The organism is Pseudarthrobacter sp. PH31-O2 (assembly GCF_030063265.1).
Lineage (GTDB): Bacteria > Actinomycetota > Actinomycetes > Actinomycetales > Micrococcaceae > Arthrobacter.
Genome location: NZ_JASIST010000001.1, coordinates 523,191 through 541,839, shown reverse-complemented (window position 1 = coordinate 541,839; position 18,649 = coordinate 523,191). Strand labels below are relative to the sequence as shown.

Sequence of the window (18,649 nt, the reverse complement as noted above, 5' to 3'; positions counted from 1 at the left end):
CTGCGCCGCTACGGCCGCACTGAGGCGGTTGTCGAGCTGCCGTCCGCGCCGCGAAACAGCGCGTGAACAGTCGGCAAAGGCCTTCCGAACTGGGGCCCGGGGGTGGCCGGAGCCGGTGGCGGGGAAGGTAGTTTCGAGCCATGACACCTCCCACTTTGCGAAAAGGTGCGGCCGCAATTGCCGCCGTTGCCCTTGGACTTCCTGCAGCCTTCATTGCTCCAACAGGCGTGTCCTTCGCAGACACCGCGGTGCCTGCATCCCAGGTACACGGACGGCAGGACGGCGGCAAACTCGAACTCGGCGCCCCGGATCTTCCCGAGACGCGAACCGTCACCACCTTGGCCCCTGGCCTGACACGGACTTCCATCACCCGCGGCGCTCCGGACGCCGCGCTGTTCTGGACCGCCGAAGTCGCCATCCCGTCCACATCTGCCGATCCCGACGCTCCGGCTTCCGCATTGTCGGATGCAGCGACAGCCGAGGCGGTGGCCCTCAAACTCCGGGACGCCGGAGTCCAGGCGCGGGTTGAGCACGTCCAGTCACCCCAGCTCGCCGACGCCGGCGGAGACCTGGGATACCGTGTGCGCGCCGGCGCGTTTGAATCGAAGGACGCCGGCACGGCAACGATCAGCCAGCTCAAGGCAGCAGGCTACGCCGCCTCCGCCTTGTACACCGGCTGGGACGGTGATGCCGGGACCGCAGGGACAACCCGGGGCCCCTGGAAGCTGGAAGTCCTCACTCTTGATCCGAAGACTTTCCGGGGTGAGCTCACCTCCGGGTTCGGCCCGGACCTGCAGGACCGGGAAACCACAAGCCAGCTCGCGACAGCCGAAACTGCCCTGGCCGGGGTGAACGGCGGCTACTTCGTCCTGGACCCGAGGGCCGGTGCACCAGGCGACCCGGCCGGAACCGCAGTGGTCGGCGGCAAACTGCTCAGCGAACCCGTCGCGGACCGGCCGGCTCTGGTCATCGACGGCAAAAAGAACGAATCATCAATCAAACGGCTGACCTGGAGCGGTCGCATCTCGTCCCCCGGCCACGGCGCGCCGCTGGCCCTTGACGGCCTGAACCGGGTACCGGGGCTGATCCGCAACTGCGGAGGTACCGGCGATCTTCCCACCAACCTGCCCCTGCACGACGCCACTTGCACGGACCCCGACGAGACCGTCGCCTTCAGCGGGGAGTTTGGTCCCTCCACACCGTCCGGTCCGGGACTCGAAGTAATCCTCGATCAACACGGCACCGTAACAGCGGTCAACAACGCCCGGGGTGCAGCCGTCCCGGCCGCCGGCAGCACAGTGCAAGCCACCGGAGCGGACGTGGCCAAGCTCAAGGATGTGGCCATCCTCGGCAAACGCCTCGATGTCGAATCGGACCTGAGCAATGAAGCCGGCAAGGTGGAGAAGACCGGCGGGGCCACCTCCGTCGTCAACGGCGGGCCGATGCTCGTCTCCGGCGGCGTCGAGAACATCACCGCCCGAAAGGACGGTATGGTTCACGCCGACGACAACAACAGTTTCTATTACGGCTGGGTCCACAAGCGCAACCCGAGGACCATCGCGGGCGTCGACGCCCAAGGGCGCACCCTCCTGGTCACGGCCGACGGACGCCAAACCACATCGCTCGGGCTGAGCATCAAAGAAGCCGCCGACGTCGCCCGGTCCCTGGGAATGGTGGACGCCATCAACCTCGACGGCGGTGGCTCCACCACCATGGTCGTAGCCGGCCAGGTCGTCAACTCCCCCTCCGACGCAGCCGGGCAGCGGCCGGTGGGCGACGCACTGCTGGTCCTTCCGCGCCGCAAGAATTGATGCCACCGGCCCGGAAACGGTTGGGCGGACACGGATGGTCAAGGTGGCCGCCCACCGGGGCCGCGGCGCGGGGCTAATGGCACTCCCGGAGAATCTCCCGGAGTGCCAAGATGGCCTCACTACAAAGCCAGGACCCATTGCTAAGCGAAGTGGAGGACTCATGGACGATAGCGGGAGTTTCAGGATTGTGGTGGGGGTGGACGGTTCGCCGCAGTCCAAGGCCGCCATGGACTGGGCAATCGTAGAAGCCAAGCTCCGCAACGGCCAGGTGCTGGCGCTTGCGGCGTGGAACTTCCCCTATGTCGGCGATGCCCTGGGCCAGGTCTGGGACTACGACGTCTTCCAGTCAGATGCCGAGGCCATCCTCAAGGCAGAGCTGGCCCGCGTCACGGACCAGGGAGTGAACATCACCGGACGCGCAGTGCAGGCTAATCCCGGCTCAGCGCTCGTGGAAGCCTCCCGGGCGGCCGACCTGGTGGTCGTCGGTTCACGAGGACACGGAGGATTCACCGGCATGATGCTCGGGTCCGTGTCGGCAGCTACGGTTCATCATGCGCATTGCCCGGTGCTTGTACTTCGCGAACGCAGCACGGAGTAGGTCCCGATGGTGCGGTGCCCCTGGATCTCTCTTGGGCTATCGTGGGGCCATGCCCAGTCAATTAGCTGCTGTTGCCATCGACGCGATCAGGCCAAAAGTGGTCGCCGATTTCTGGTGCGCCGTCCTGGGCTGGCACGTTGTTGAAGCGGACAGCGACGTCATCAGCATTGCGCCGCAGGATAAAACCCGGCCCTCCATCGATGTAATTGCGGTGCCCGAAGGCAAGACCATCAAGAACCGGCTGCACTTCGACCTGCGGGCCGACGGCTTCTCCACTGCCGAGGAACTGGAGCGCCTGCTCGCCCTCGGCGCGCAGCGCACAAATGTGGGCCAAGGCCCGAATGCCAGTTGGGTGGTACTGGCTGATCCCGAGGGCAACGAGTTCTGCTTGCTGTCCCGAACGGTCCAGGACGTCGACCCGGACTAAGCGGTTGAGCCGCCGGCGGACTCAGTATTTGTAGAAGCCTTCGCCTGTCGCGACGCCAAGCTTGCCCTTGTCGATGTAGCTCTCCTTCAGGTACCGGGCGAACGCCTGCGACCCGGCGTCGGCTGAGGACGAGGCGATGTTGTACGCGGTTCCCAGGCCCACAACGTCGTAGATCTGGAACGGGCCGCTCGGTGCTCCGGTAGCAATGCGCCAGGTTTTGTCAATCGTTTCGGGGCTGGCGACGCCCTGGAGCAGCAAGCCGGCGGCCGCATTCAGGAGCGGGACCAGCAGCGAGTTCAGGACGTACCCCGCTTTCTCCTTCTTGATCTCGATCGGCTCCAGTCCGCTGTTTCGGGCGAAGCCAACGACGGCGTCGAACACCGCCGGGTCCGTGTCGGCGGTGCCCATCACCTCGGCAATGTTCTGCGTCCAGATGTTGTTGGCGTAGTGGATGGCAAGGAAGCGGTCGGGGCGGCCGGTGGAATCCTTGAGGTCGCTGGGCAGCAGGGTTGAGGAGTTGGTGGCGAAGATGGTCTTGGCGGGAGCAAGATCCGCGAGCTTGCGGTAAAGGTTCCGCTTGAGCTCAAGCATTTCCGGTACCGCTTCAATCACGAGGTCAGCGTTCGCGACGGCGGCCCCGAGGTCAGCGGTGAGGTGGAGGTTGCCAAGAGCTGCCTCAGCCTTTCCCGCCACGGCGCCGGCAACCGTTTGTTCCCGGTAGATACCGGCGAGGTGATCGAAGCGGGCCCGGGCCTTTTCGAGAGCCGCGTCGTCGATGTCATAGGCCGTGACCTCGAATCCGTGGAAGGCGGCCTGGTAGGCGATCTGCGATCCGAGCACTCCGGTACCGAGCACGGTCAGCGTTTTGATGTCGGGCATTCGAGTTTTTCCTTTCGAGCCGGGCGCTAGGGGCGGCCGGGGTTGACGGACCCGTAGATACTGCGGATCCAGATGGTTGATAACACGTCCAGTGCGCGTGACTCGGCGATGGCGGGGCTCTCCTGGTTGAGCACCGCGGTGATCACCCGCTCGTTCATCAGGTTGAGGCTCACGGCGAGGTCGTGGGCATCGATACCCCGCGGCGCGGCCCCCCTGGCTTGCTCTGAGGTGATCACATCGGTCGAGAAGTCGGCCCAGGACTGCATCGACTTGGACCAGAGCTTGCGGACCTCATCGTTGCGGGAACGGGCCGTGATCGCCGCCGTGGCGACGCCGCGGTGGGACGCGAACACCGCCACGAACATGCCGATGGAACGGGTCCACGCTGCCGCGGGATCGCTTTCGAAATCCCGCGGCAAGTCACCGACCCGGTGTTCCACCTCGGTGATCACGCGGTCCAGAAGCGCCAGCAGCACCTCGTCTTTGGAGGAGTAGTAGAAGTAGAAGGTGGGACGGGAGATGCCGGCGCCACGGGCAAGGTCTTCAATTGAAATGTCGTCGAAGCCCCGCTCGCCGAGGAGCGCCTCGGCGGCAGCAAGGATTGCATCCTGGCGTTCATCCCCCGAGACCCTCGCGGTACGTCGTCCTCGTTGAACCATGCCGCCCATCCTAATCCAATTTTTCGACGCGGTGTTGACTCTGTCAACGCTAAGTCGATAACTTGGCGACATGAGTGAACACGTGGATGTTTTGATTGTTGGAGCCGGGCTGAGCGGCATAGGTTTCGCCAGCCGGTTGAAACGCGAGGCACCCGGGAAGACCTTCGCAATCCTGGAGTCACGCAGCGCCGTGGGCGGCACCTGGGATCTCTTCAGGTACCCGGGCATCCGCTCCGACAGCGACATGTATACCCTCGGCTACTCGTTCCGGCCCTGGGAAGGTGCCAAGGCGATCGCCGACGGCGACTCGATCCGCGAGTACATCGAGGCGACGGTTTCGGATGAGGGCCTCGGATCGCAGATCCGCCTGAACCACCGGGTCATCTCGGCCGAGTGGTCCAGCGACACCGCATTGTGGACGGTCACGGCCACCCGCACGACCGGCAGCGAATACCGACAGGACGATCCGTCGTCGACCGCCGAGGAAGTGACGTTCACCTGCTCCTTCCTGTCCGTCTGCTCGGGCTACTACCGTTATGACGAAGGCTTCGCCCCGGACATCGAGGGTGCCGACACTTTCGCCGGATCGATGGTGCACCCGCAGCACTGGCCGGCCGACCTCGATTACGAGGGCAAGCAGGTGGTGATCATCGGCAGCGGGGCTACCGCAGTGACGCTCGTGCCGTCGATGGCGAAGTCTGCCGCCAAGGTCACCATGCTGCAGCGCTCCCCCACGTACATCGCGCCCGTCCCGTCCCGGGACCACCTGGCCGACCGCCTCCGCGGAAAGCTGCCCGCTCAACTGGCTTACGACGTCGTCCGGGCCAAGAACATCCTCTTTTCGATGTTCACGTACCAGTTGAGCCGGCGGCGGCCGGAAACAATGAAGGCGATTCTACGCAAATCGGCAGTCGCCAAGCTGCCGGCCGGATTCGCCGTCGACACGCATCTGGCCCCGTCGTATCAGCCCTGGGACCAGCGGGTCTGCGCCATCCCGAATGGGGACCTTTACCGGGCGATCAGCGCCGGTACCGCCGACATCGTGACCGACGAGATCTCGCGGATCACTCCGGACGGAATTGATCTGGCCTCGGGCAGGTCAATCCCGGCGGACGTGATTGTCACGGCAACAGGACTGAACCTGCTTGTGATTGGCGGGATGACCCTCACCGTCGACGGCGAGCCGGTGGACGTGGGCCGAACTTTGACCTACAAAGGCATGATGCTCGACGGCGTGCCCAACTTTGCGCTCACTATCGGCTACACCAACGCATCATGGACGCTCAAAGCCGATCTGGTCGCGGGATACATCTGCAGGCTGCTCAAGCACCTCGACCGCCGGAACCTGCAGTGGGTGGCACCCAAAGCACCCGCCGAGGTCGCGGGCGCTGAGCTGACGTCCCTGATTGACCTGAAGGCCGGCTACATCCTGCGCGGCGCCGACAAGCTCCCCCGGCAGGGGGCAGAGTCGCCCTGGCGGCTGCACCAGAACTACTTCCGCGACTTCGCCCTGCTTAGGGCCGGCCGGGTCACGGACCACGTTCGTTTCGGCCGGCGCGGGCAGCAGGTGCGCGGATCCGGACGGACGACGACGGCGGCGGCGCTCCCGGATCCGCTCGACCTCCCCGGCACCGGGCACGTCGACGTCGGCGGTGCGCGGTTTCGCTACCGGAAGACCGGCAGCGGGGATCCCATGCTGCTCCTGCACGGCATCGGCCAGAGCCTGGAGGACTGGAACGAGCAGCACGAACGGCTCGCGGCGCGGCACACCCTCATCAGCGTGGACCTGCCCGGCTTCGCCTACTCCGACCGTCTCTCCGGACCCGCGACTTTGGCCAAGCTTGCCGGCTCTCTGCCTGCCTTCCTCGACGCCGTCGGGGTGCACGAGCCGCTGCCCGTGATCGGCAACTCGCTTGGCGGCGCCGTTGCCATGAAACTGGCGGCGGACCATCCGGACCGCGTCTCAGCCCTCGTACTTGCCAACAGCGCCGGGTTCGGCCAGGAGGTCGCGCTGGTCCTGCGCCTGCTCACGGTCAGGCCCCTCGCGGCTCTGCTCACGCGTCCTGCTGAGGCCGCTTCCCGCCGAACTGTGGAGTCGATCTTCTACAACAAGGCGCTGGTGACCGATGCCCGGGTCGGCCAGGCTTACGCCCTGTCGCGACGGGCGACGCACCGCAGGACCCTGCTCGAGGTCGCCCGCGATCTCGGCACCGTCTCCGGCGTCAGGGCAGAATGGCGGGCTGACCTCATGGCGGCCCTGGCGCAGTCGGACATTCCGATGCTCGTGGCCTGGGGCGACCACGACCACGTCCTCCCCTTCAGCCACCTCAAGGCGGCGACCGCGGCATTGCCACGCGCCGAGTCCCACGTCTTCCCAAAGACGGGTCACATGCCCCAGATCGAAACACCGGACGAGTTTGCAGCGGTAGTGGAGGACTTCCTCGCACGGCGCGTCGCAGACCGCCGGACGGCACGCCGCTGATCCGCCCTTCGGGGCCAGTCCTGACGGATTTTGGCCGCTTTCATCAGCAAGGAGACCAGCCCCTGGCGGGTGCCGGCAGCTTCACTCCCGGCACCCGTCAGCTGAACAGGCTGCCGAAGTCGCCGTAGGCCAGGGCTGCGTAGCGGGCGTAGGTGTCGAGCACTGCCGCCTCGACGGCATCCACGTCCAGGTGCGGGACAAGGTCGTTGACGGCGCCCGCGGTGGCAGGGTCCCAGTCCAGGCCCAGGGCCGCGTAGCTTGCCTCCAGCACGGCGCGGATCGGCACCGAGTTCTGCACGACGATAACCGAGCTGAACAGCCAGCCACCGGCCACCACGCGCTGCGCGGTACCAACGAGTTTGAGCTGGCGCCGGGGCACCTGCGGATCCTGCCCGTGGACACTGAACTCGCCCGGGCAGTATTCACCGGGAATCTCCCCCACCGCCGCATCGACGCCGGCGGTCCGCAGGGCGCTCGCAAGCAGTTCGCCAAAGAAGGAGAAACGCCCTTTGGCTCCGGCGATCGCGTCTGTGGCCGGTTCCAGGTGATCGATCACCAGCGTGCCCTCGTGATAGGCGGCGGCGCGTCCGCCTGCCTTGCGGATCAGCGGCTCGAACCCCAGCTCGCGGCAGGCCAGCGCCGCGGCATCGAAGCCCGGCAGGTGGGTGTCCCGCTGCCCGAAGGCCACCGTGGGCGCCGGGCGGTAGAGCCGGAGCATGGCCCCCGCTTCGCCGGTTTTGACCTTCCGGAGCAGCTCCAGGGCGAGGTCCAGGTCCGCGGCTGCCCCCAGCGATTCTTCCTGCCGGAAAATCGTCAGCGTCCGTGCTGCGCCAGCGGCCTCCGGCATCTTGTTATGCTCCCTTATGCTCATCTTGCAATTCCTCGTCGTGGCCGCCGCATTCGCCGTCATCGATTCCATCTGGCTCAAGTCGATGAGCAAGTTCTATCGAAGCCATCTCGGGCACCTTATGGCAGACAAACCCAATCTAGGGTACGCCGTTGTGTTCTACGTGCTGTACATCGCGGGGATCGTCTTCTTCGCGCTCCAGCCCGCGCTCGACGGCGGCAGCTGGCTCACCGCACTCGGCTACGGCGCCGCGCTGGGAACCTTCGCCTACGCCACCTATGACCTGACGAACGCTTCGACCCTGAAGAACTGGCCGCTGGTCATCGTGGTGGCGGACATTGCCTGGGGCGCTGTGCTGACCGGCCTTGCCACCGTCGTCGGCTGGCTCGTGTTCCACTAGGCGGCGCTCCACCGGCGCCAGCGCGGATGGCGCCGGACGGGCCGGCCGCGCGCTAGGACTTCCGGAGCGTCAGGATCTGCTCGGCGCGGCCGAACGGGCCGTTGAGGTCGTGCAGCACGGTGGACGTCAGGCCAATTCCGTCCGTACCGAACGAGACTTCGTTGTCCAGTCCCAGCCACTCCCCTTCGGGGCGCCGGTACATGTGGATCTGGAGGTCCAGGTTGGGAAAGGCGTAGCTGCCGGTGCCCGGCGGAACGCGGGCGGCAATGCCGTTGGCGGTGTCCACCAGCCCGATCAGCCGGGCGAGGTCACTGCTGTCCGCTGTGTCCGTCAGCGGATGGTCCGTGTGCAGCCAGACGGTGCCCGAACCGGCCCGGTGTCCGTCCGCGATCCGCATCTGCAGCGAGGCAATGTACCCGCCCGGCCAGACGGTGGCCGCGTCGTACGGTTCGCAGTCCTCCGGTGCGGGGATCTTCGGATCCTCAAAGGCCGCGACGGCTGAAGTGTCGGAAGTGATCATCCGCCACGCCGTGGCCCGGATCGCGGTGCGGCCGCCGGCCACCAGTTCGGCCTGCAGCAGTTCGATGGTCCGGCCCGGCCGCAGGGTCGTGGTGACAACCTCGAATTCGCCGCCCGGAATCAGCCCGAGGATCTCATAGCTCAGCCGTGCCATCCGCATATCGTTGCGCGGGTTATGCCGTGCAAGGCAGTCGGCCATAATGCCCGAGGCGGGTGCCATGTGCTGTTCGTGTACATTCCAGGCTCCCTGGGCGTGGATGGTGGAGCGAAAACGCCCGCCGCCCAGCGATTCGTAGTAGAAATTGCCCTCGGCAAGCACCGGTAGTTCAAAAGTCAACGTCTGCCCTTTCGCGTGGCTGGTAATCCCAGAACACACTATCGCTTCCGCTGCGCCGGCAGGCCGGCCCTCAACCGGGCAGGTTTCAGTCTTCTACCCGGACACCGCGCCAGAAGGCAACATGGTCCTTGATCTGCCGGGCGTCCGCCTTTGGCTCGGCGTAATACCAGGCGGAATCATCGTTGCGCTGGCCGCCGACCACAAGGCTGTAATAGCTGGCCTTGCCTTTCCAGGGGCAGACGGTGCTGTAGTTGCTCTCCTGAAGGTAGTCGGAGTTCACCGAGGACAACGGGAAGTAGTGGTTTCCCTCCACCATGACAGTATTTTCGCTCTCCGCGATGACCTTGCCGTTCCAGATTGCCTTTGCCATGATGTTCTCTTCCGTTGGTGGATCGGACGCCTGTTCAGGCGGGCGCGCCCCGCTGCCCGCCATTGGTTCAACGACGGGGGCCGCCCAAAGATTCCACTGGAACGGCCGGGAACCGCGGCGTTAAGTCCCCGCCGATTCACTCGACTGGGTAGACTCGGAAGTGAATTCCCGCGACTATCCGCTGAAGAGGTGCCCCCTGATTCGAGTCATCAGCTACAACCTGCGTAAGCACCATGCCAGCGGCGAGCTGGTTGATCTGGCGCACAATTTTGGCATTGATGCCTTGTGCCTGCAGGAATGCGACACTGACGATCTCCCGGACACGATCGGTGATCTGCACCTTGCCGACTCCACCAAAGGCAACCGGCTGGGCCTGGCGATCTACTACCGCAGGGACCGGTTCCGCGCCTATGAGACGAAGACTTTCGCGCTGAAGAAGTCCCTGCATGACCGGGTCCTGTCCCCCGCCCACGAACGGCTCATCGGTACCCGGGTGGTGGACAACGAAACGGATCACAACCTCGTTATCGCTTCCTTCCACGCGGCTCCTTTGACCGCTTCGAACTCACTGCGGCGGAACCAGATCCATGCGGCCCATGCGGAATTGCTGAGCATGGGCGGTGGCCTCATGTCGCTGATGGTGGGCGACTTCAACTACCCGTTTTTCACGAAGTACCTCACGGAGGAAATGAAGGATGCCGGCTACGACCTGACCCTCAGCGACCGGCGCACCTACACGCGCTACAAGGTGTTCAAGGGACACTTTGATTTCGCCACCTCGCAGGGCCTCAATATCGAAAGCGTGGAAACCCTCCCCCGGGGCGCCTCAGACCACCTCCCCATCCTTATCTCGGCGGAGTACGGCCAGGACGCCACCGGCACCTCCTCGTCCCCAGCTGCGTAGGCAGTTGCACCGTGCGGGGAGCTTGGGTGCCCAAAGCCCCGCCCGGGCTCCTGACGGTGCGCAACTATAAGCGAATCTGGCTGAAATCGGATCTGATGGCCGGCGCGGCCCTCAGTGCCTTCCTCATCCCCACCGGAATGGCGTACGCCCAGGCCGCCGGGCTGCCGGCAGTCACAGGCCTCTACGCCTCGATCATCCCGCTGCTCGTCTACGCCGTCTTCGGACCGTCCAGGGTCTTGATTATCGGACCGGATTCCAGCCTGGCCCCGATGATCGCCGCAGCCCTCCTGCCGCTCGCCGGCGAGGATCCGGACCACGCCGTAGCCCTGGCCGGTCTCCTGGCGCTGATGATCGGCGGGCTGCTCCTGGCGGGCAGGATCCTCAGGCTCGGTTTTGTCACCAACCTGCTGTCCAAACCCATCCGCGTTGGCTACCTTAACGGAATCGCCGTGGCGATTATGCTCAGCCAGTTGCCTAAACTGCTCGGCTTCCCGTCCCCCGGCGGCTCGCTTGTTGGCATCGCAACGGGCACCTTCACGGAAGTGGCACGAGGCGCCGTTCAACCCCTCGCGTTTTTGTTCGGCGCGGGCACCATCGCCGTCATCGTGGTGTGCCGTGTTCTGCCCTGGAAGCTCCCCGGCGTGCTGATCGCCGTCGTGGCGGCCACCTTGCTGACCGCGGCACTGAACCTGGCGCCGGCGCTCCCCACCGTCGGAGCCCTGCCCCGCGGCTTGCCGCTCCCGGCCCTCGGCGGAGTCAGCTTCGCTGACGTGCTGGCCTTGGTCGGCCCGGCGGCAGGCATCGCGCTGATTGCCTTTGCCGATACCTCGGTGCTCTCCAAAAGCCTGGCCGCCCGGAGCGGAGCGCACGTCAGCGGGAACCAGGAAATGGGTGCCCTCGGCATGGCGAATCTGGCCAGCGGCCTCTTCGGCGGATTCCCAATCAGCGGCAGCACCTCGCGGACGCCCATCGCCCTCGAAGCCGGCGCCAAGAGTCCGTTGGGCGGAGTCTTTGCCGCCGTTCTCGTGGCGCTGTTTATGGTCCTGGCGCCCGGCGTCACATCGTACCTGCCCGCACCCGTGCTGGCAGGTGTGGTTGTGGTCGCCGCGGCGTCGATCTTCGACGTCCGAACGCTGCTGCGGTTGCTCAAGATGAGCCGGACCGAGGCCGCACTGCTGGTTGCCACGTTCCTGGGCGTCGCCTTTGTGGGGGTGCTGGAAGGGATTGTTGTCGCCATCGGCCTGTCCCTGATCGCCTTTGTCCTGCGCGCACTGGACCCCTACCGAACCGAACTGGGCAGCGTGCCGGACGTTCCCGGCTACCACGACCTGAGCCGGCATCCCGAGGGCCACCGGGTCCCCGGCCTGGTCATCGTCCGCTTCGATGCGCCGCTGTTCTTCGCCAATGGGGTCGTCTTCACCGATCACATCAGGATGCTCGTCGCCGGCACGACCCACCCCGTGCACTGGGTGATTGTCGCGTCGGAGGCCATCACAGGCCTGGACACCACAGCACTGGATGACCTTGTGGCGCTCGACGACGAGCTCGCGAGGGGCGGGATTAGCCTGGTCTTCGCCGAGATGAAGGGTCCCATCAAGGACCGGCTGATCCGGTTTGGGGCCAGCAGCCGGTTTGGCCCGGAACACTTCTACCCCACCGTCTCCAACGCGGTGCGAAGCTACAAGGCAGCCTTCGGCCTGGAGTAGGGCAGGGCCTCAGTCCTGCAACGGGATCACGTCGATCGTGCCGTCCGGCCTGACCGTCACGAGTACACGCCGTCCGCTCACGCCCTGGAGTTCACCGGCCAGCCGGGCCGCGTCGGCAGCGGACGCCGGAGCGGCAACGGCTGCCCCGGCGCCGGCCCGCCGCCAAACGGTGACGCCGGCCCCGGTGATGTCTTCAATCAGCCGGCGCAGCGGGGCGGGGTCACCGCCTGTGACCAGCACGACCTGCCCGATGGCGTGGGTGCGGGCGGGGCCCCCAGCCGTGGGCACGGCACGCTCGCGGCGCCACACCGCGAAGTGGTAGCCGGCAGCAAGGCAGGTGGCCGCGAGCAAGCCTAGCGGGGCCCGGATCCTGTCCACCAGGCTTCCGCCGGTGACCTCGCCCAAGTAGTACTCGAACAGCCGGAACCCGATGACCAGCAAGGTGATGACGGCTACCACGGCGCTGATCCCGAACACCACCATCAGGTAAAGCCACCGGGCGTTTAGCCAACTCCCGGAATCCCCGGCGGCGCCGGATGTCACCACGGATTCCCGGTCAAGCGGTTTCCACACGAACCACCAGACCGGGCCTCCCACCAGGCCGGGCCCGCCGTTATGGCGCCTTTAGGCCCCACCCCGCCCTGACCTGCTGTTTCGCCGTCGGATTCCCTTGAGGATAAGGCAGCCGGCGACGGCAGCCACGGCAGCGTAGACGGCAACGTTGAAAAAGCGGGAGTACTCGTCAATGAGCCGGTACTGCGCCCCGAGCAGTGCCCCCAGCCCGATCAGCAGCGCGTTCCAGATTCCGCTCCCCGCAACCGTGAACGCGCTGAACGTGCCGAGGTGCATCCGCCCGGCGCCGGCAGGCAACGAGATCAGGCTTCGAACGCCCGGCAGCAGCCTGCCGAAGAAGACCGCGGACTTTCCATGACGGCTGAACCAGTCTGCGGCTTTTTCACAGTCTTCCCGGTCCATTAGCGGGACCCTCGACAACCACCGGATGGACCGCTCCAGCCCCAGCCGCGCCCCCAGCCAATACAGCAGCAAGGAGCCAAGGTAGGCACCCAGGGTACTGGTGCCCAGCACGAGAGCCATGTTCATGCTCCCCTGCCGCGTGAGGAACCCCGCCAGCGGAAGGATGACCTCGCTGGGAATGGGCGGGAAGACCGTCTCCGCCAGGGTAAAGAGTCCCACACCCCATTCACCAAGGGCGTCAACTGCGCGCGCGGCTAGACCGGCCAGGCCACCCACCCCGTCGACGCCATCGACAGCAGGCACTACGCTCGGGAAATGGGAATCGTTCGGAAAATACGTGCTGTCCTCGCTCTCGTGTTGATCGGGCTGGCGGGGACCGGACCGGCGGCACAGGCCGTTACCGCTTCCGACATCGTTGTGGAGGACAAGGCGGGGGTACTTGACCAAAAAACCCTCCTGCCTGCAGTCCGGCAGATTGATTTCTATCAGCCCACCAAGGTGGCCGTCTACACCTACAGTGGTGCGGCGTCGGATAACCTCAACGAGGAAGTCCTGCGCTTCGCCCGGTCCGAACATCCGGAATGGATCAGCGAGGACGGGCAAAAATGGGCGAACGGGCTCTATATCTTCGCCCTGGACCCGGCGGGCCGGCATGTTGGCACGTACATGGGCGAGGACCGGAAGGTCTCGCTGGATCAGCGCGAGGACATCCAGAACGCTACCAAGGAGCTCTTTCGCGATGCCCAGTGGACAACCGGCACCATCGCCGGCATCCAGCGCGGCGCCGAACTGATCAACCAGCCCTGGTACCGGTCCACAGCCTTCCTCGTCGCGGCCTGGGGTGCCGCGGCTGCCGCCGTGGCCGGCGCCGCGACCTGGCTGATCGTGCGGTGGCGGACCCGGCTCAGCAGCCGCAAGGAACAGGCTCGCGGCGACGCGAGCTACGCCAGCGTCAGCATGGACCTCCAGGTCACCGAACTGAACGCCGGCACCATCCCGGAAGCGTCCCGCTACGGCAGTACAGTGCTGGAAAAGCACCGGACCTTTATGGCGAAGTACCGCACCGCCACCGGTCTCTCCAACCAGGTCCATTCCTTGTCCGCGAGGGACCTCAGCCGCCGGCCGAACCTGAAACTGATCCGCAGCTACGCCGACGCCGCCGCCGAATTGGATGCCCTCGACGACGTTATCGCCGACACCAATGCCCTGCTCAATCGTGGCTCCGTGTGGGCGCCTGCCTGGGACCGGCAGCTCGCTCCGTTCCGCGCCGACCTCGCGGCAATTGAACAGATGCTCAGCAAGCGCAACGCCGGGGGCAACACGGCGACCGCGGCGGCCCTGCGTTCGTTCCGGGACACAAGCCACCGCGATATCGAAGGGTGGACGGCGGAACTCGCGGACGGAACCATCAGCCCTGAGACGGCCCTGGACCGGCTGCGGGACGCACGCACCCAGCTCTCCGAGCTGCTCAGGGACCACGCGGATACCGTCATCGCCGGCTACGCCAAAAACGAAAAGGAAGCCAACCTGATGCGCAAGGAAATGGAAAGCGCCCAGGCCGGCAGCAAAGCCAAGTACGGGCGTACCTACGAGCCCAGCATCCTGGGCACCGTATACCCGGCCTACTACTTCTTCTCCGTTCCCACTTTCAACTCCGGTTTCAACACCGGTGTCAGCAGCGTCGGAAGCGCCCGCGGCGGCGGCGGCACCACCGGCTACGGCGCAAGCGGCGGAAGCTTCTCCGGGTCCGGCAGTTCATCCAGCTTCTAACGGTTCGGCCGGCATTGACCCTACCGGAGAGCCGAACTGCGGCGTACGCTCGAACTCCCGGGGTGCCGGGCAGCGAAGGAGTGATGCAATGCACAAAGTCATTCTGATGTTTCAGGTATCCCTGGACGGATTCATCGAGGGGCCGGGGCAGGACCTGAGCTGGCATCGGGTCGATGAAGAACTGCACCAACATTTTAACGAAGAGCTCCGCGGCATGGGAGCGTTTCTAGACGGCCGCGTGACGTACCAGATGATGGCCGAGTACTGGCCCACGGCCGACCAGGACCCGTCCAGCACGGCCCCGGAGATCGAGTTCGCCGGGATCTGGCGGGACATGCCCAAGGTCGTCTACTCCAGGACCCTGTCGAAGGCCGGCTGGAATACGCAGGTGGTGCGCGAGGTCGTTCCCGGGGACGTGAGGCGGCTCAGGGAACACTCGGATGGCGACCTTGCGCTGGGCGGTGCAGAGCTCGCGGCGGCCTTCAGGCGGCTGGGGCTGATCGATGAGTACCGGATCTATGTGCACCCGGTCCTGCTTGGCCGGGGCAAGCCTTTGTTTCAGGCGGCCGATGACATCACGGCGCTCCGGCTGCTGGAGAGCCGTACCTTCGGCAGCGGGGTGGTGTTGCTGCGGTATTCCCCGGAGCCTGCCTCCGGGCAGACCGAAGGCCGGTGATCCGCTGCCCCCAAGGCAACCGATCGACCGGCCTTCAGTACAGTGCCTGCGGTTGTGCTAGCCGGCGCGGACGAACGTTACGGGCCCCGTGGCGGTCAGCCAGGACAGCGGGTGGGCCATGGTGGCGTTGACACCGTTCATGCCGCCGCTGATGGCCTGGCCGTTGCCGGCGTAGATGGCAACGTGGCCGGACTGGACAATGATGTCTCCGGGCTGGGGGTCGCCGACTACCTTCCCGTAGTTCATAAAGCCCATCGGACCAATGTCACCAACCGGGATGCCGGCAGCGTTCAGGGCCTTCTCGACCATCGCGGTGCAGTCCTGCGTGATGCCGACCTGGCCGTACGCCACGGCCAGAAGGGTGGCATTGACCCCGCCGGCAGCCGGGGCAGCAACAGGAGCCGCTGCCGGCGCAGGTGCAGCCTGGACGTTGACAGTAGCCTTCGCGGCGGCAGGGGCGGCAGGGGCGGCCGCACGGGCCGGTGCTGCGGGGGCCGCGACGGGCTGGGGTGCCTCGACCACGGGCGCCGGGGCAGTCTCAACGACGGGGCGTTCGAAGGTGATCTGTACAGCGGAGTCCGCCATAACCGGGGCGGCGACCACGCCCTTGACATCGACGGAACTCGCGGGTGCGGAGTCGCGCTGGGCTGGCACGTCCGCTGCATTGGCGGCCATCGCGCCGCTGAAGACCATTCCGGAAGCGGCGGCGAAGACTGCGGCCTGACGGCCGATGGTGCGGCGGGTACTGCGAAGATCGTCGCGGTTGGGCGCGTGAGTGTTGCTGAAAGTCATTAGTTGAGCCTCTCCCAATGCCTGCGGGGTGAGCTGTCGGATTCGGATGGGAGGCACCCGGCCGCACGCGGACCCGATCATGTCGGGCCGTGCGGCTTCACCCCAAGACCCCTGGAGAACAGCGGGCCAAAAGTGGTTTCCCCGTCTCTGCCGGACGTTGCTGCGAGTTATCCCCGCGCCGCGGCAGAGTTAGGCAATCGGCTGGGGAGAGCCCGTCTCGGAGACAACAGGCACCTAACAAAGATAACGGAATGATCACAACATGTCACGTTGCGGTAACGGCGGACCGGGCTGCGGGGGCCCGCTGGCCCTTCCCGCACGCGGTCACAGGCATAGGATGTTGCCAACACCGTCCCCCGAAGCAGAGGCCCGAAAATGACCACTCCCCACGTCGCCCGGCCCGCTGTGGCAATCTGCCAGCTCAGTAACCAGCCGTTGGCGGACTTCAGTGTCAACACCGAACTGCTGGTCCTGGAAAACGGGGAAGTCCACGTTTCGACGTGGGACGCCGAGCCACGCGACGGCGGCTTCGATGTCCGCGTCCTGAATGACCGTGTGGATACCCTCGGCTTTATGGTGATCACGGATTGGGAGTTCTTCGACGAAAAGGCCTACGCCGTTGTGGAGCGCCGACCGGGCCACTCAGGGTAGCTTGCCGGCCGGGACGTCCGGGTCAGAACTCCAGCTCCGGCCGGTGCCGTTCCATCTCGGCGAGCATCAGGGCCACCGCGACGTCGGTGACCGCACTCTCGCCGTCCTGCCCCGACTCCGCTCGGGGTGGGCACGCCAGCGCCGATCGGGCGTGACGCACGAACCGGGGCCAGTCCCCTGCGCCGGTGCGGAGTGCGCGCAGCGGGGACAGCAGGGCCGCGCGGCGCAGCCAGCCGTCGGGATCCCGAATCCAACGGTCCAGGACACTGTCGGCGCGCACCCTGCCGACGACGTCGAGCCCGGCGATCAGGGGACCAACGACGTCGATGGCCAGCGGATCAACCAAGGCGCCCAGCCGCGCACTCCGCACAAATCCCTCGATCCGGGTCAGGTCCGTATTGGTCAGCACGCCCACTTTTGACTGCAGCAGCACAACGGCGGCGAGGCGGCGTTCAAAGACCGGCACGTCCCACAGCTCGGAGCCCAGGGCGGTGATGTCATCATGCGTCAGTTCTGGATGGCGGCGGAGGGCGTCACGGACGGCTCCGCGGACGGCTCCGACCGATGCACCGTAGTACCGGTGATTGCTGCCGTGCCTGGCCTCAGCGTCCTCGGCTCGGCTCCACGAGGACTCGCGCTGGAGGGCCGCGTCAATAGCATCACCCGCATAGCTCATGGGGATATTCTCCCGCAGACCCTGGGCTGTTGATGATCCGGACCGCAAGGGGCGAGCCAACGGGCCCCGCTGCTCAGGACTCCTTGGGCCGGACAACGAGCACAGGGCAGGGCGCGTGATTGATGATCTGTGTTGCCACCGATCCCAGGTGCAGCCCGGGGAATCCGCCGTGACCACGCGCCCCCACGACAACGAGGTCGGCAGCCTTGGCGGCGTCGAGCAATGCAGACGCCGCCGAATCGCCGTGAACGACCTCTCCACTGGCTGCAACGCCCTGGCTTTCAGCAGTCTCCAGGGCAGCAGCCTGCAACGTCTCGGCTGCGCGTCGGGGGGAGTCCTCTGCCACAACTTCGCCGGCGGCCGTTTCCAACAGTGCGGGGTACCAGGCGAGCGGGGGCTTGCTCCAGGCGGTGATGAGGCGAATCCGGCCATTGCGGCGCTTTGCCTCATCCACGGCCCAGTTCAGTGCACTGTCCGAATTCTCTGAGCCGTCAAAACCAACCACAATGACAAACGGGCCTGTACTGGTCATGTCTTTTCCATTCTCTAGATTCAGTGGGCGAGGTGGGCGAGTCGGTCGTGGCGGGAGCGAAAACCGGTGCCAGCGGCCTAGACGTCGACGGCGGGTTTCAGCCCCTTCGCAAAAGCTGCCTGGCCCACGTGCTGGAGGCAATCGGCAAGGGTGCTGACCAGCCGCGCCCCAAGGGTGACGGGCGGGTCCCAGCGGGTATCGACAATGCGGTCGAAGTCCTTGTCGCCGAGGGATTCCAGGAACTGCACGGTCTGCCGGTGAACCGCGTCATAGTATTCCGCCAGGAGCTCCGGGGAGGCTTTCACCGCGTCGACCTGGTCCGAAGTATGGCGGTATCCGGTGTCTTTGGCAGCCAGGGGCAGATCAAAACGATCCGCAAACCCCTCCGCAATCCAGACCTGTTCCAGTCCTGCCGCAGCGGCGAGTTGCGCGTCCTCCACCCGGCTGAGATGCCAGATCAGCCAAGCCATCGAGTTTCCGGTGCCCGCTGGCCGACGGAGGAGGGCCGTACCGTCACTCCCGTCAAGGGTGTCTGCCACCGTTTCACGGAGCCGGCCGAAGGCGTCCAGCAACAGTTCGTTGGATTTCATCGAGTCCCCTCATCGAGTAGCGTCGCTCCGCCCCATGCTTGCACGGAG

Annotated in this window: 21 protein-coding genes and 1 riboswitch; of the genes, 10 read left to right on the top strand and 11 right to left on the bottom strand. The window is 65.9% G+C overall.

All coding sequences use genetic code 11. From position 1 onward, the window contains the following. Positions 1-140: 140 nt before the first annotated feature. From QMG72_RS02445 to QMG72_RS02435, 3 genes are all read left to right on the top strand, one after another. The gene (locus tag QMG72_RS02445; RefSeq protein ID WP_226775077.1) at positions 141-1,811 is read left to right on the top strand and encodes a phosphodiester glycosidase family protein; all 1,671 of its coding nucleotides are present in this window, start codon (positions 141-143) and stop codon (positions 1,809-1,811) included. A gap of 160 nt (positions 1,812-1,971) precedes the next feature. Then, the gene (locus tag QMG72_RS02440; protein WP_282360209.1) at positions 1,972-2,409 is read left to right on the top strand and encodes a universal stress protein; all 438 of its coding nucleotides are present in this window, start codon (positions 1,972-1,974) and stop codon (positions 2,407-2,409) included. A gap of 49 nt (positions 2,410-2,458) precedes the next feature. Beyond that, positions 2,459-2,836 carry a VOC family protein gene (locus tag QMG72_RS02435; RefSeq protein ID WP_282360210.1) on the top strand — a complete coding sequence of 126 codons (378 nt, stop codon included), beginning with the start codon at positions 2,459-2,461 and terminating at the stop codon, positions 2,834-2,836. A 21-nt stretch (positions 2,837-2,857) separates the two neighbouring features. Here the strand turns inward: QMG72_RS02435 and QMG72_RS02430 are convergent, their stop codons facing one another. Continuing rightward, positions 2,858-3,715 (bottom strand): 3-hydroxyacyl-CoA dehydrogenase, encoded by an 858-nt coding sequence (locus QMG72_RS02430; RefSeq protein ID WP_226775074.1) that lies wholly within the window; start codon positions 3,713-3,715, stop codon positions 2,858-2,860. A gap of 26 nt (positions 3,716-3,741) precedes the next feature. After that, entirely contained in the window at positions 3,742-4,374 is a 633-nt protein-coding gene (locus QMG72_RS02425; RefSeq protein ID WP_282360211.1) for a TetR/AcrR family transcriptional regulator, read from the bottom strand. Between the two features lie 70 nt (positions 4,375-4,444). Between QMG72_RS02425 and QMG72_RS02420 the strand changes: the two genes are divergently transcribed. Further along, positions 4,445-6,856 (top strand): alpha/beta fold hydrolase, encoded by a 2,412-nt coding sequence (locus QMG72_RS02420; RefSeq protein WP_282360212.1) that lies wholly within the window; start codon positions 4,445-4,447, stop codon positions 6,854-6,856. 97 nt (positions 6,857-6,953) lie between these two features. Here QMG72_RS02420 and QMG72_RS02415 read toward each other — a convergent pair whose 3' ends face one another. Next, positions 6,954-7,727: a lipoate--protein ligase family protein gene (locus tag QMG72_RS02415; protein ID WP_396021282.1), complete on the bottom strand. Its 774-nt coding sequence runs from the start codon at positions 7,725-7,727 to the stop codon at positions 6,954-6,956. Between QMG72_RS02415 and QMG72_RS02410 the strand changes: the two genes are divergently transcribed. Then, a complete protein-coding gene (locus QMG72_RS02410; RefSeq protein WP_226775071.1) occupies positions 7,720-8,103 on the top strand; it encodes a DUF2177 family protein in 384 nt (127 codons plus the stop codon). The two genes, QMG72_RS02415 and QMG72_RS02410, sit on opposite strands and share 8 nt — an antisense overlap. A gap of 52 nt (positions 8,104-8,155) precedes the next feature. Here the strand turns inward: QMG72_RS02410 and QMG72_RS02405 are convergent, their stop codons facing one another. Then, entirely contained in the window at positions 8,156-8,959 is an 804-nt protein-coding gene (locus QMG72_RS02405; RefSeq protein WP_226775070.1) for a thioesterase family protein, read from the bottom strand. Between the two features lie 85 nt (positions 8,960-9,044). After that, positions 9,045-9,329 carry a DUF427 domain-containing protein gene (locus QMG72_RS02400; protein WP_226775069.1) on the bottom strand — a complete coding sequence of 95 codons (285 nt, stop codon included), beginning with the start codon at positions 9,327-9,329 and terminating at the stop codon, positions 9,045-9,047. A gap of 199 nt (positions 9,330-9,528) precedes the next feature. Here QMG72_RS02400 and QMG72_RS02395 point away from each other — a divergent pair, with 199 nt between their 5' ends. Beyond that, on the top strand, positions 9,529-10,233 hold the full coding sequence (locus QMG72_RS02395) for an endonuclease/exonuclease/phosphatase family protein (protein ID WP_226775183.1): 705 nt from the start codon (positions 9,529-9,531) through the stop codon (positions 10,231-10,233). 26 nt (positions 10,234-10,259) lie between these two features. Beyond that, positions 10,260-11,939: a SulP family inorganic anion transporter gene (locus tag QMG72_RS02390; RefSeq protein ID WP_283479553.1), complete on the top strand. Its 1,680-nt coding sequence runs from the start codon at positions 10,260-10,262 to the stop codon at positions 11,937-11,939. A gap of 9 nt (positions 11,940-11,948) precedes the next feature. Here the strand turns inward: QMG72_RS02390 and QMG72_RS02385 are convergent, their stop codons facing one another. Beyond that, positions 11,949-12,482: a hypothetical protein gene (locus QMG72_RS02385; protein ID WP_283479552.1), complete on the bottom strand. Its 534-nt coding sequence runs from the start codon at positions 12,480-12,482 to the stop codon at positions 11,949-11,951. 81 nt (positions 12,483-12,563) lie between these two features. Beyond that, complete coding sequence (locus tag QMG72_RS02380) at positions 12,564-13,217, bottom strand: DedA family protein (protein ID WP_283479550.1); 654 nt, start codon at positions 13,215-13,217, stop codon at positions 12,564-12,566. Between the two features lie 12 nt (positions 13,218-13,229). On the opposite strand from QMG72_RS02380, the gene QMG72_RS02375 reads away from it, so the two are divergent. Both QMG72_RS02375 and QMG72_RS02370 read left to right on the top strand, forming a co-directional pair. After that, on the top strand, positions 13,230-14,684 hold the full coding sequence (locus QMG72_RS02375) for a DUF5129 domain-containing protein (RefSeq protein ID WP_283479549.1): 1,455 nt from the start codon (positions 13,230-13,232) through the stop codon (positions 14,682-14,684). A gap of 88 nt (positions 14,685-14,772) precedes the next feature. After that, the gene (locus QMG72_RS02370) at positions 14,773-15,360 is read left to right on the top strand and encodes a dihydrofolate reductase family protein (RefSeq protein WP_283479547.1); all 588 of its coding nucleotides are present in this window, start codon (positions 14,773-14,775) and stop codon (positions 15,358-15,360) included. A 57-nt stretch (positions 15,361-15,417) separates the two neighbouring features. Here the strand turns inward: QMG72_RS02370 and QMG72_RS02365 are convergent, their stop codons facing one another. Continuing rightward, positions 15,418-16,152, bottom strand: coding sequence for an NlpC/P60 family protein (locus QMG72_RS02365; RefSeq protein ID WP_282360214.1), 735 nt, complete (start codon positions 16,150-16,152; stop codon positions 15,418-15,420). Between the two features lie 4 nt (positions 16,153-16,156). After that, positions 16,157-16,324: riboswitch (cyclic di-AMP (ydaO/yuaA leader) on the bottom strand. A 203-nt stretch (positions 16,325-16,527) separates the two neighbouring features. Here QMG72_RS02365 and QMG72_RS02360 point away from each other — a divergent pair. Further along, positions 16,528-16,803 (top strand): hypothetical protein, encoded by a 276-nt coding sequence (locus QMG72_RS02360; RefSeq protein WP_283479545.1) that lies wholly within the window; start codon positions 16,528-16,530, stop codon positions 16,801-16,803. Between the two features lie 22 nt (positions 16,804-16,825). Here QMG72_RS02360 and QMG72_RS02355 read toward each other — a convergent pair whose 3' ends face one another. The 3 genes from QMG72_RS02355 to QMG72_RS02345 all read right to left on the bottom strand — a co-directional run bounded on the left by QMG72_RS02355 (position 16,826) and on the right by QMG72_RS02345 (position 18,601). After that, the gene (locus QMG72_RS02355) at positions 16,826-17,479 is read right to left on the bottom strand and encodes a DNA alkylation repair protein (RefSeq protein WP_253032633.1); all 654 of its coding nucleotides are present in this window, start codon (positions 17,477-17,479) and stop codon (positions 16,826-16,828) included. Positions 17,480-17,552: 73 nt separating this feature from the next. After that, positions 17,553-18,011, bottom strand: coding sequence for a universal stress protein (locus QMG72_RS02350; RefSeq protein ID WP_283479543.1), 459 nt, complete (start codon positions 18,009-18,011; stop codon positions 17,553-17,555). A gap of 77 nt (positions 18,012-18,088) precedes the next feature. Continuing rightward, positions 18,089-18,601: a mycothiol transferase gene (locus tag QMG72_RS02345; protein ID WP_253032632.1), complete on the bottom strand. Its 513-nt coding sequence runs from the start codon at positions 18,599-18,601 to the stop codon at positions 18,089-18,091. Positions 18,602-18,649 lie beyond the last annotated feature (48 nt).